Here is a 13331-nt window from a genome sequence, read left to right as displayed (position 1 = left end):
TTTTTCATGGCCGATGATATCAATTTTAGTAGAGATATCTAAGTTACAATATTTGATGTCTAGCATAATCAAATCTTTTTCATAAATTGCTTATTCACTTGTATTTTCTTACTTTAATAGTAATTCCCTCACCACAATTTTTTAATAATTGATAGTGTTACATTTTCTTCAATTTGAAGAATATTATATGACCCGAACCCTGTAAAAGCCAATCATTCCATTACTCGAATGGTTGACTTATTTTGATAGCATAACTTATAAGCACATAAAGAATCATAAATTCCCGCCTAGTATCCTTCAATGCATCTCGATTTACTTATTACCAAATAACATTTCACTTTTAATAAGCTGAATAGAGTTTCTATTTTATTATGCTGCTTTAAGTGATATCCATCTGATGTTGAAAGTTATTCAGATTTCATGTTCTTTCGATTATATATAATTCAATCAGCATCTTGTGATTTTAATCTACTCTTTAATTCCTGACTGATATAGCCACGATCGGCAGAGAGCTTGGCTTTTAATCTTTCTACCAAGCGTTCCACCGTTTTAATATCCGCTGTATGCACATTCGATAAAACCGTAATGACAATCTCTCCAGACTGATTCATGATTAAATCCAACTTATAGCCAAAGCACCACCACATTGAACTTTTACACGTTTTGCAATTACTGCTAGAGATTTATATCATTGAATCCGCTGAATTTTTAATACAGGCAGCGTAATCGAATCGATCCACAAATAATAGCTCTGACAATCTTTCATCAAGGTAAAATGTAAAGCATACTATACGAATTGATGTGCTCTAATGAAGTAAACCATTCGCAGGTAACACGATAAATATCGAAAGAGTTGACTTTAATTTTGCTTTAACCAAAAGAAAAAGACCTTTAAATTATTGAAGTGAAAAAATTTATATAAAATGGTGATGAACACAGTTTTTTAAAGTTGCCGTTCAAAAGAGCGTATTCTCAAATGCTTGTTACTGTCTTTTAAAAACTTCTAATTGGTTGCTTCAAATTTCTGAAAAAAAATCATCGATTATGCTAAAGAAATACGCATAATCAAACATAGTAGCTGAAGGCGCAGGTGGTGTGGAACTCCCTAATAGTTTTTTCAGCCACCTTTTTTTAAGTTAATTTCTTATCAGTGATTCAGGTTATATAGGCTGAGAACTTTATATCTATTCTCAGAAATAAGTTACTATGTGACTTTAGTTACTTGACCATTAAAATTGACTTATTTCCTCTTCCTTTAATTTCTTGAACATAAATTATGGAAGAGTACGCCAACTTTGTTTTTATCCTGTTGTATAAATCTATAAATGGAATACAGACTGACGAAAACATGAGAAGTAATCTGTTCAGGGCTCCATTTAAGATTGAGATAAAAAATAACGAGTGCCCAAATATCAGAAGGAATTCTTTTAGGATTGGGGCAATGACGTTTTAGAGCACTTTTATGAGCATGTTTAGCAAAGTAACCATTTCTAGCTTTATTTCGTGTGATTTCTCTAGATATTGTTGAAGGTGAACGATTTAATCGCCAAGCGATATATCGATTGGAAAAACCTGCACGTAACAGAGTATAAATCTAATATCTTTCTTCTTGAGTAAGATGAGTATAGTTCATGATGCAACTTTGACTTTGGTCGGTCGGAAGTAAAATGCTATCTCATTGTGCCTCATTCCCATGATTTAATCTCTGTTGCACTTCATTTGAGAATCTAAGGTTTTAATAAATAAGACAGAGAATTATTCCACCTACACTACTTACATCAACGATATGATAGGGAATGTGCAAATGTTCCGAATAATGATTAAAGAATAGTTTAGTTACAATTAACGCGCCTTATGCAACTAGATTTCGAAGAAGTTTAACTTCTAGCACTGACTAATCTTTAAGAACATTTTGGAAAAATATTAACAGTCCACGGACCAAAACAAGCTGCTGAGCATCTTGTAGGTTTGGACATACTAAGCCTTCTATTCAATTAATTATTTAAAGTTAATAATACAAAATGCTTATTCTTTCTCCCTCAATCTATTTATCTGATTTTGAGGATCTAATAAAAATACTTGTTGTAATTCAACGAAAATATCTCCAAGCTAAAACACCAATCAGTAAATCAATTGTTCTACTCATGCAAACTTCCGTAGTACTAACTATTTCGGAGCTAATGCTAGATGACTACGTAATGTTATTACACAAAAAATGCAAAAAATAAAGCTAAATGGTTGCGTTACAACCCCACATAAAATCGCTCAATTAACTGACGTGTTTTAATCAATAAACTACTCAACACATTGTCTCTTTCAAATAACTTGACTTTATAGTTTGGCAACTCTTTCATTTCTTCTTTACGTGGTAAGCGTTTATTGAATTCATAATTATCTAAAACCTGTTTCATTGCTTCAGGTTTAAGCTTTTCTTGCTCACAAAAATGCTGATAGGCTTGCTCTTTTTCTGCATCCCAAAACTGAGCAAAAGCCACTTGTACGCTTTGCCCATTGATCATTTTCGGCATGTTTTCTTCAATAAATTTTTGTATCAAGTCTTGCTTATCATGCAAGCTAATATCACTGCCAATCAGATCATGTACTTGAGCTTCATATCTCTTACGCTGCTCATCTGTTTCAGCATTCAGTGCCATCTGTAAAAGCGTAAGGATATAACCCACATTGATACGGTCACTGTGCAATAAATCTAATTGAAAGTCGACGTCATCCAACACAGAGACTTTTTCTTTCTTGGTCGTTTTTCGAATCGCACGACAGAGGTCAGCATATTTAGATGCAAAATTCGCAAAGTGCTGTTTATCAAGCTTAGTGTCGTCTTGATCATACTGAATGAAGGTTTGTAGCTGGGCGTTGTAGCGCATCACTTCACGGAATGCCTTAATGAACTCTAGTTGCTCATCCTCAGTCAGCAAGTCATCCACGGCTTGATAATCAGCAGTAATGGCAAACAGCTTTTCTACCGCTTGTTCATAATCTTGTTTAATTTCATCAAAACTTGGGACAAGAACCATTTTTCTGGCTTCTTTATTTGAGAATAATGCCAATGCTTCATCTGTTGCACGTTTAAGGTTACGGAAGCTAATGATGTTCCCAAATGGTTTTTTATCATTGTAGACACGGTTTGTACGTGAAAAAGCCTGAATCAAACCATGATATTTAAGGTTTTTATCGACATATAATGTATTCAAAGGTTTTGAGTCAAAGCCTGTAAGGAACATATTCACAACCAGTAAGATATCAATCTGCTTTTTCTTTACCCGATCTGCAATATCACGGTAATAAGCATAGAATCCATCACCAGAGTTATAGTTAGTACCAAATTGAGAATTATACTTGGCAATGTAGCGATCCAATTTATCACGACTAGACTGATTTATTTGACTCGGTGCATCTGTTGACTCTTCCTGAATCAATCCATTTTGGTCATTGTTCTCAACAGCTTCATTCGCACCATAGGAGAAAATAGTCGCAATAGTGAGAGGTTTAAATAATCGACCTTCCGCTTCATCTTGTTGTTGCTTCTCAGCTTGTACCTTTTCAAACAGTTCATAATACTGCGTTAAGGTATCCACTGAACTGACACAAAACATCGCCGTAAATTCACGGTTTTTGGTTTTGGTATCATGCGTATCAACGATATAACGGGCAATCATTTCTAATCGCTGTGGATTATCATAAAGCTCTTTGGTATCTATCCCTTCAACATCTTCGTCATAATCGAGGTTATTCTGCATACCTTTAGCAGTATACTTGCCACGATAATCTATTTGGAACTGCAATACATTGCGGTCTCGAATCGCATCCACAATCACATATTGATGCAAACACTGATTGAATAAGTATTCTGTAGTGAGCTTCAAACCCGCTTTGGATTGGCTATTTTCTTCAAAGATCGGTGTTCCCGTGAATCCAAACATCTGAGCATTACTAAAGAACTTTTTAATGTTTTGATGGGTATCACCAAATTGACTACGGTGACATTCATCAAAAATGAATATGACTTTTTTGTCTTTTAAATAATTGATGTGTTCTAAATATCGATCAGTGCTGATGGCTCGATTTAACTTTTGAATGGTGGTCACGATCAGTTTGTCATGGCGTTGATCGAGTTGCTTCACTAAAGTATGCGTGCTGTCTGTGCTATCTACACTATCTGCTTTAAAAGCATTAAACTCGCGTGAAGTCTGGGTATCAAGGTCATTACGATCCACCACAAACAAGACCTTTTCTACATCAGGCATCTTCATGATGAGCTGACTGGCTTTAAATGATGTCAGTGTTTTACCTGAACCAGTGGTATGCCAGATATAGCCATTTTGTTCTGAATTTTGTACATGGGCAATAATCTTTTGCACGGCGTAAATTTGATATGGGCGTAATACCATCAAACTTTTACTGGTTTCTAGCATCACCATGTATTGAGTCAGCATGTCTGTAAGATGCTGATGATTTAAAAAGGCATCAGCAAAGTCGACAATTTCATTGATATGTTTATTGGCAACATCTGCCCACGGAAAGGCAAATTCAATCCCAGTTGTACCATTAGAATAATAGCGAGTATTTGCACCGTTACTAATGACAAAAAGCTGAATAAAACCAAACAGCCCTTGCCCTGCCCAATACGCTTCACGAATATAGCGTTGCGTTTGATTAAAGGCTTCGGCAATTTCCATGCCTCGTTTTTTCAACTCAATTTGAACTAAAGGCAAACCATTAACCAAGAGCGTGACATCAAAACGGCTGGTTCGACCATTAAAATCACGATGATCTATCGTGATTTGATTGGTGACTTGGTATACGTTTTTGCTTGAGTCATCTGATAAAAAGAAGATGTGCTTGCTTGAACCATCATCAAATTTGACAGGAAACTGGTCACGTAAGTTTTTAGCGCGTTCAAATACTGTGCCTGTATTTAGAAAGCTAATGACCTGCTTCCATTCCGTTTCTGACAGGGGTGCAAGTCCGTTGGCACGTTCAATTTGTGTTTTGAGATTAGACAGTAGTTGGCGCTCATCTTTAATCGTGACGGTTGCATAGCCCAGTCCTTGCAGTTGTGCAATCAGTTCATTTTCAAGTTGATATTCACTTTGTACTGTCATTTTTCACTCTAAACCAAAATCTATTATTAGCGTGTACTTTGAGTTGAATAAACCCAAATCTCTTCATTAACCAAATCAATCACCTCTCCTTTAGGCATAATCTCATCGAAATGATCTGCCATAAGCTTTTGATTTAGTAAGGGGTGATCATTTTCAATATAATGTTGAATTAATCCCTTTTCTGCTTGATTCAAGGCACGCCCTAAATCTGAACGAGTTTTAACTTCGGCAAAAATTAACTTCTTTGCTCCTTGAGGTGTATTTTCTAATCCCTCTATCAAACTTAAGCTGTTAAAATGAGATTTCATTCTAGTACGGATATTCTCAGACTTACCTACATACAGCGCGTATTGTTTACCAGCATATTCTCGATAAAAAATATAAACTCCAGCAATATCTGGAATACATTTTAGGTCTAAATTTTTAATGTTTTCTCGTAAGGTACTAGAGCTACCTAATTCGATTGGCTCCATCCAATTCAGTTCAATTTTCATAAAGTTCCCCTTGATATTATGGTGATGATTAATAGTTAAATTTGAATGTCATCTACTTGTTTCTGCTGCCATTCCTCATAAGTTAAATCTGTCCCTAACTGCTTCCAGCGTCTTCGTCCATTACTTGAGCGACCAAGTATCACTGCTGCTGCTGCTGAAGGACTTGAAAACAAATGATCTTGATTAAATGTGTAGGTATCTGAAGAAATAATATTATTTTCAAAAAGTCGGGGTCTTAGATTTTTCATATAGTTGTGGGTTGGTTGACTTACTTCTCGACGCACTTGAGACCCTTGAAGAACATAAAACTCTCCATCAACTATTTTTGCTTTTGCATTTACATCTTTGATGGCTAGATAAAAATCAGCCCCTACATCTACAGGCATTTTATTCGGAATTAAAGAATTAAAACTTGGACGTTTAATTTCCTTCAAAAACTCATAGCCTAAAACTGGCAATATTACTTGAATTTGTTCAAGAAAATATTCCATATCAGCGGTATCAGATTCAGGTAATTTACTGTAATCATGAGATGTTCCGTTCATTAACTGACATTGACCATTCCTGCGTGCAATCTCAATTAAACGACTTTCCAAATACTTTATATGCGTCTTAGTAATATTTTGATCTTTGCCTGTAACCAAGCAAACTTTTTCCCAAAAATCTTTACCACCTGCTTCTTCAGTACGATTATGCTGTTTCAATCGATTTGCCACATCATCAGATTCACCGATATACACTTTAGGATAAAGTGGATTTTCAGGATCATAACTTACTAGGAAATATACACCTGTCCGTGAACATTCTTCACGTTGAATGAGTTCTGACAGCTTTGTACGCGGTGCTGAAAGTACATGACCCGTCCAGTTAATGATTTCGGCTGTAAGAATCCCATTTGGAGACCCGTCTGCCAAAAACATTTTTATACTTTTCCCCTGTGCCATTATTCTTCCTTCTCAACTCTTGATTCTATAAATGAAAAAGCTTTTCTATTTCTGCTAAGTCAAACTTACTAAATCTTTGAAATAAATATCATCCTAGACAATCTACTGTTTCCACTCAAGCTCAACACGATTTAAAATTTTGTGTGTAAAGATGATGTGGTTTGTGACTGTATCCAAATCGAACTCTGAAAAATCCCACTTTAGGCACCACCATTTTCCATTTTGTTCATCCCATTCACCTGAAAGCATGTATTTAGAATCATCTAACAATACTTTAATCTGCTCTCTTAATTCGCTCGTCGGTTTATGAACGTACATGCGGACAGAACAACTCATTGGCTTATCATTTAAGCGGAGGTATAAAATTGAACTTGAAGCATCCTTCCAATTTTTCCCTCTAAAATAAAAAGCTGGGCCACCTCTCCAAGTTTTTTCATTAACTTCTGGCAAATAATTTTCACCTAATTCAATTTGTAGATCTTTGTTAATGTGACCAATAATTTCCTGAAAAACGCTTTGCTTTAAATCAATTAATTCTTGAATTTTATACATATTATCGACAACAAAATTTATACGACTCATATCTATGTCCAACAAATGATTAAAACTTTCTAGATGTAATAAAAAATCGCGGGCAAAAATGGCCCATTTATTTAAAGTTTGATTAAATGCATATTGTGATACCTGCTGTCTAATCGATGTTGTTAGTTGGGTATAGGACAAGCCCAACCAATTCGTTATCGTACATTTACCATTTGGACACAACACAATCGTAATAAGACGTTTTTCTTGATCTTGCCTATTCTGATACTCAATTTTCTTATTTGCCCAAGCTTCGTATTCTTTAAAAGGATTATTTTGATGATGATACACTTTCACTTCTACAATGATTAAAGCGTTATCGGTCTCCACCCATAGATCAATAAATTTACCTTGATCAGTCACCTGTTGTGTAGAAAGCTGTTTAAACTCTCCAAACTCAAAGTCTTGAAATTGCTCATACTGTTTTAAAGCAGTAATAAAACCTTGATAAAAACAATCCTCTAGTTGATGTTTCTCATTTGGATTGAGAAAGAACGCCAATAGTTCTGTGATTGGATTCTCATGATGATTGTTTAATGCTGTATCAAAAATCGTCATTTCCCGTTCAGGTTTTTTATATTGCTGAGCTTTAAGCAATAAATTCTCATATTTTTGAATGAGTTGATCTTCTATTTCGTACATCTTATTGCTCTATATTCGTATCTTCTATCTCTGATTTTCATATATTTTGAACTGATCATTTTAGTATCAGTTCAAAATATCCCCTTAAAAATTTAGTTTTCCCATTACCAACACAAGCAATCAAATTTAATTATTGAATTTACATTTAACTGCTTTCGCAGGTGTAATATTTTTTGCTGAAACAAGTTGGGTTAAGTCTGATCCTTCTGTTTCTTCAACAAATAAGTTGTAGTCTTTAATGGTAATGATTGCCTTACCTTCATACTTGCAATAGTCTTTTTTAATGGTATCTGGCAATTTAAATGTTTTTTTGGCTTGCTCAAAATTGCTAAAGCAGAACCATGCAATTCGTTCATCACCTTTTGGGCGAGGAATATGTGCAGATGATTTTTGATCTGGTTCAAAGCAAATCGCATCACCCATATATTCTAAATATTCAGGATCTAAAGTACGTGAGTAAGTTCCTGTTAAGGTCACTTCTCCTTTATACTGCTTAAAATTAGAAATATCTTTTTGATATTTAAAAGTTTGTGCTTGTACCAAGATCGGCAATGACATTAAAGCAATGAATATAAGTTTTTTCATCATGATCCATTTTAAGTTTTATAAAGTATTAAAAAGCAAAGTGACCTTATCACTTTGCTAATATAAAAATATTAAACAAACATCTGCTGCAACAAACCTTTTTTCCAAAGTTTGGCTTGTTCGATTTGCTGTGCCACGACTTCATTTTTTTGGTCAATGGCAGAGAGAAAATTAGCGATTTTGGTTTGTTCTTCTAAGCAAGGAATTCTTAATTCAACTTTACCTAAATTTGTTTTAGAAATACCTAATACAGAGATACCTGTCGCTAGTTTCTTAACTTGTTCTCTTACTTCAAAAGTCTGCATCATATACCCGCAAAAACCCAAAGCAAATGGCTTAACAGGACGTGCAATGTAAGTATGTAAACCAGCAACAACTTTCTGATTATTTAAGCTAATAACTTCAATAGCCTTACCTATATCCTTGTAATCCTCTGAAGCATCAGCAATAACTAAATCACCAACTTTTAAAAATTGTTCATTAGTAATTTTACTTGTATCAACTTCGACATTTAAGAAAGGTATATTCTCTTTCGTCACATCAAAAAGCATGGAAAATTTGGTATGAATATCCCCATAATGAATATTCATAATTTCACCGTATTCAGCTAATAAAGCACGTGAATGTGAATTAGTATTATGGAAGTTAAATTGAGAAGAAAAGTTAGTTTCCTCCCACTCCCCAAACTCACTCCCATCATCCGCTTTAAAACGAATCTGCTGACTAAACAACTTTTGCATCATGCCTTGTTTATATTGGCTGAGTAGCTGTTGTTTTTGAGTCAGTTGGCTAATCTTTTCATCGACTGCGGAAAGGAAAGATGCTATTTTGGTTTGTTCTTCATTGGAAGGAAAATTAAAAATTAGCTTATTCAGATTCGCAATTGTTAAAGCTTTTTGGGTTGAACCTATCGCACTAGCTAAGACATCATTTTTTCTAGCATCTAATAGAATCATTAAAAAGTTTGGATCTGCATTAATATCTTTAAACCAAATTAGGTTTCCATCTTTAAAATAAAATTCAAAATCAGTGTTAATCAAGTAAGTATTCGCTAACGTACCTACTGCAGTCATCAAAATTTCATTATTTTGAGGTGCTCCAAATTTTTCTTTAAAGTCCTCATACTGTTTTTTTGAAATATACAAAATATCTTTAGGAAAAATTCCTGATTTAAGTTCGGTAATTTCTTTACCTCTAAAAAATGGAATTCCTTCAGACACATAATCAGATAAATGAACTCGCTTACTAGATGTGAGATTTGCAACTTGTGACAGCTTTTTAGCCGTCCAATCCTCATCAAAATCTTTAAATCTTAACTTAGGCGCAGACATTACTTCACCTCCGCAAACGGCGAAGCAATCCCAAGCTCTTTACAAAACTCAGTGATGACGGCATCGGTCTTTTGACTTTCGACTTCCAAAGCCTGCAATGCTTGAGCAATCGCATCAAGGTCAATCTCACTCTCAGCTTCAAAGGTATCGACATAACGCGGAATATTCAGATTAAAGTCATTGTCTTTAACTTCTTTTAAAGTCGCTACATGCGCATACTTTTCAATATTCTGACGGTTTTCAAATGCCCCAATAATATTGTCCAAATGCTCAGGCAATAACTTGTTTTGATTCTTCTGCTTCTCAAACTCGTTGCTGGCATCAACAAACAAAATATTGTCTTTATGCTCACGGTTTTTCTTCAGCACTAAAATACAAGTCGGAATAGACGTCCCATAGAAAATATTGGCAGGTAAACCAATAATGGTATCAATCACATTGAGCTGTTCAATCAAATATTGACGAATTACACCCTCACTCGAACCACGGAATAAAACACCGTGCGGCAGCACAACTGCCATCGTGCCATGCTCATCTAATTGATGCAGCATATGCTGAACAAATGCCATATCCGCTTTAGAGCTTGGCGCAAGTTTGCCATAAGCGGCAAAACGCTCATCTTGTAAAAATAATGGATCAGCAGACCATTTTGCCGAAAATGGGGGATTCGCTACCACTGCATCAAAACGCTTGTTCAAATGCTGAGGACGAATCAAGGTATCTTCTTGCTTAATATCGAACTTGGCAAAATGCACGTCATGCAAAATCATGTTCATACGAGCCAAGTTGTAGGTAGTACGGTTCATTTCCTGACCGTAAATCATATCCACATCTTGCACTTCACGCTTTACACGTAACAACAACGAACCAGAACCACAAGTCGGGTCATAAACAGAACGTAAACGGGTTTTTCCTTGCGTCACGATCTTCGCCAGTAAAGTCGATACCGTTTGAGGCGTATAGAATTCCCCTGCTTTTTTACCTGCACCTGATGCAAACTCACCAATCAGGTATTCATAAGCATCACCTAATACATCTGATTCAGTATTGGAAATATCAAAATCAATATCGTCTAAATGACTGAGAACCTTTGCCACAAGCTCATTACGATCACTCGCCGTATTTCCGAGCTTGGTCGAATTTAGATCAAGGTCTTCAAACAGATTGGCAAAGTCATCGGCAGAGTCTGAACCCAGCGTACTTTGTTCAATGGCTTTTAGCGTTGCAGCCAAATCATCTAAAATAAATTCGCCTTTACGACCACGTTCAGCAAGCGTGTGGAATAACTGCTTTGGTGTCAGCGCATAGCCGACTTCTTCAATGGCATTCTTTTTAATTTCTTCAATGTACGGCAAATGTTCTGCATTGTTTTCATCAAGCTCTAAAAAGCCAATGTCTTCACCATCCAACAATTCATTGGCAAAATTAACCGCTTTTTCAGATAAATATTTAAAGAAGATAAACCCAAGAATATAGTCACGAAATTCGTCTGCACCCATTTTGCCACGCAAAGTATTGGCAATATTCCATAGTTGTTTTTGTAGCTGTTGCAATTGTACTTGGGTCATTGTTATAAAAATCCACAGAGAAGAATGAAACGTGAATAGTTTACCGAAAATTAATTATTTTTCAGCTACATTTGCAAGATAAAAGACATAATTTGTCGTACTAATAAGAAAGTTCATTAAAATAATCTTTTTTAATTTTTCTATTAATAATAACTGTTTATATTCATATCAAAAAATTGTGTCATAGGGACATCACCTGTCCATATATAGTTGCAAGATGGCTCTACAAAACAACAAAACACATTTGTTTAATATGGAGTTAAGTATGAAAGGTACAATTTTAGATTTTTCAGTTCAAACCAATACGGGGGTTATTTCAGGCGATGATGCTACTCGATATCATTTCCTAGGTAGTGAGTGGAAGGAGTCAGCATTACCCCAACGAGGTATGAAGGTTGATTTTGATACTAATAATTTAAATCAAGCAATTGCTATATATAAAGCTTTAGGAGCTAAAAGTAATACTCATTCAAATACATTTAATTCAGAAAATTCCGAAGAAAATTACAATCTTTTTGACTGGTTTATGAAGTGTCTAAAAAATTATGCTAATTTTAACGGCCGTGCTAGACCTAAAGAATTTTGGTTTTATTACTTAGGCTTAGTACTGTGTAATCTTATTTCAATGATCATTGATGCGATTTTAGGTACAGAGTTTTTATTTTATGCCATTACCACCCTAGCATTAACTATTCCATTTTTAGCAGTTTCAGCTCGTAGACTTCATGACACAAATCGTTCAGGATGGTGGTATCTAATTAGCCTCACGATTATTGGAATCATTCCTTTGATCATTTGGTGGGCGCAATCAGGAGACAGCCATAATAATCAGTATGGTGAACCGACTCTATAACTTTTATGCCTACATAATTTCCAGTTATGTAGGCTTTTTTTATTGGAATCCTTTATGAAACCCTTTATTTTTACGCTTACACTACTCAGTAGTGCAACTCTCTTAACTGCATGTGACAATATTAAAAAAGCTCTGCCGCAAGCAGAAAATGAAAAAACTGAACAATATGTTCAACCCCTAATTGAAGAAAAGATCGTTCAAAATAAGCGACCTCTTCAGGAAATTGAAACTTTGGTAGACAATAAAGTTGCTGAGTCCATCACATTCTTAAATGAAGAATCTCGACGCTCGACTACTGATGATGATTATTTTAAATATGCATTAAACGCAAAAAATATTATTAAGTCCGATCTTAATCAGGATGGAAAAACTGATTACATTGTTGAGGCTAGTTTCTGTGAGGAAACAAACTGCCATTCAACAACCATGACTTATGAAGTTTTTATTTTTACTACTGACCAACAAGACCAGATCAATTTTATAACTGATCTCAATCTAGGCTTGGATGCCAAAGTCACTAACATCAGTAAAGATGGAATTATTACGATTGAAAATCATGAATACGCAGATGATGATCCATCTTGCTGCCCATCAATTGTGAATACTCAATCTTACGCACTGGTTGGCAAGAAACTAGCTTTACTTGCCAATCCATAATTTTAAAAAGAGGAAATGCCAATATTGACATTTTCTCTTTTATTATCTTTTAAATGTCCAGTTACCTAAATTTGTATTAATTTGAATTTCAATGATTTTATCCAAGTTACAGTTATTGATATAGCCTCGATAGGTATGACCAAAGCTTAAAGTGACAGGCATTTTAATTGAATTATCAATTGCACTACACTGTCCCCGATTGAGAATCACTTTTTCAATCACCACTTGATCTGTTGTCGATTGAACATCAATCATACCTAAACCATATTCAGCCCATGCAGGATTTAATTGTAAGTCAATTCGTACAGGGGCTTCTTCGGGGATTTGAGGTGTTTCAATTTCCTCTGCACCTTGTTCATTTTCATAACGGGTTAAGCCGTCTGCACTATATTGATCATCGGTATCATTAACAGGCTGTGTTTCCTGAATCGCTTCAGCCTTTTCAGTGGAGTCTACATTTGTCTTATTGTTTGAGGCATCCTGACACCCAGCGACAAGCAACAGACTCCCGATAAGATAGTATAATCTCATTGGATCACCTTTTATTTTTAAAGA

General features: G+C 35.1%; 11 protein-coding genes and 1 pseudogene. 2 read left to right on the top strand and 10 right to left on the bottom strand.

Translation table 11 applies throughout. The features are described 5' to 3' along the window. Positions 1–212 precede the first annotated feature (212 nt). The 9 genes and pseudogenes from H2677_RS05480 to H2677_RS05440 all read right to left on the bottom strand — a co-directional run bounded on the left by H2677_RS05480 (position 213) and on the right by H2677_RS05440 (position 11266). Positions 213–1073: pseudogene (locus H2677_RS05480) on the bottom strand (IS982 family transposase). A 182-nt stretch (positions 1074–1255) separates the two neighbouring features. Continuing rightward, positions 1256–1585: a transposase gene (locus tag H2677_RS16200; protein WP_407929296.1), complete on the bottom strand. Its 330-nt coding sequence runs from the start codon at positions 1583–1585 to the stop codon at positions 1256–1258. Between the two features lie 658 nt (positions 1586–2243). After that, positions 2244–5120 (bottom strand): type I restriction endonuclease subunit R, encoded by a 2877-nt coding sequence (locus tag H2677_RS05470; RefSeq protein ID WP_212639314.1) that lies wholly within the window; start codon positions 5118–5120, stop codon positions 2244–2246. Between the two features lie 26 nt (positions 5121–5146). After that, the gene (locus H2677_RS05465; protein WP_212639313.1) at positions 5147–5614 is read right to left on the bottom strand and encodes a GIY-YIG nuclease family protein; all 468 of its coding nucleotides are present in this window, start codon (positions 5612–5614) and stop codon (positions 5147–5149) included. Positions 5615–5649: 35 nt separating this feature from the next. Beyond that, positions 5650–6558 carry a GIY-YIG nuclease family protein gene (locus H2677_RS05460; protein ID WP_212639312.1) on the bottom strand — a complete coding sequence of 303 codons (909 nt, stop codon included), beginning with the start codon at positions 6556–6558 and terminating at the stop codon, positions 5650–5652. Positions 6559–6660: 102 nt separating this feature from the next. Beyond that, positions 6661–7782, bottom strand: coding sequence for a PD-(D/E)XK nuclease family protein (locus tag H2677_RS05455; protein WP_212639311.1), 1122 nt, complete (start codon positions 7780–7782; stop codon positions 6661–6663). 126 nt (positions 7783–7908) lie between these two features. Then, on the bottom strand, positions 7909–8367 hold the full coding sequence (locus H2677_RS05450) for a hypothetical protein (protein ID WP_212639580.1): 459 nt from the start codon (positions 8365–8367) through the stop codon (positions 7909–7911). A gap of 71 nt (positions 8368–8438) precedes the next feature. Next, the gene (locus tag H2677_RS05445) at positions 8439–9698 is read right to left on the bottom strand and encodes a restriction endonuclease subunit S (protein WP_212639310.1); all 1260 of its coding nucleotides are present in this window, start codon (positions 9696–9698) and stop codon (positions 8439–8441) included. Beyond that, a complete protein-coding gene (locus H2677_RS05440; RefSeq protein WP_212639309.1) occupies positions 9698–11266 on the bottom strand; it encodes a type I restriction-modification system subunit M in 1569 nt (522 codons plus the stop codon). Before H2677_RS05440 ends, H2677_RS05445 begins: the two co-directional genes overlap by 1 nt. A 265-nt stretch (positions 11267–11531) precedes the next feature. Here H2677_RS05440 and H2677_RS05435 point away from each other — a divergent pair, with 265 nt between their 5' ends. Together H2677_RS05435 and H2677_RS05430 are read left to right on the top strand one after the other, a co-directional pair. Continuing rightward, on the top strand, positions 11532–12119 hold the full coding sequence (locus tag H2677_RS05435) for a DUF805 domain-containing protein (RefSeq protein ID WP_212639308.1): 588 nt from the start codon (positions 11532–11534) through the stop codon (positions 12117–12119). Positions 12120–12173: 54 nt separating this feature from the next. Next, positions 12174–12776 carry a hypothetical protein gene (locus tag H2677_RS05430; RefSeq protein WP_228301664.1) on the top strand — a complete coding sequence of 201 codons (603 nt, stop codon included), beginning with the start codon at positions 12174–12176 and terminating at the stop codon, positions 12774–12776. Between the two features lie 42 nt (positions 12777–12818). On the opposite strand, the gene H2677_RS05425 is transcribed toward H2677_RS05430, so the two are convergent. After that, complete coding sequence (locus H2677_RS05425; protein ID WP_212639306.1) at positions 12819–13307, bottom strand: hypothetical protein; 489 nt, start codon at positions 13305–13307, stop codon at positions 12819–12821. Positions 13308–13331: the final 24 nt, after the last annotated feature.

It is taken from the genome of Acinetobacter junii (genome assembly GCF_018336855.1).
GTDB classification, from domain to species: Bacteria; Pseudomonadota; Gammaproteobacteria; order Pseudomonadales; family Moraxellaceae; genus Acinetobacter; species Acinetobacter junii.
The sequence above is the reverse complement of the archived record's forward strand: the minus strand, read 5'-3'. Positions and strand labels throughout refer to the sequence as shown.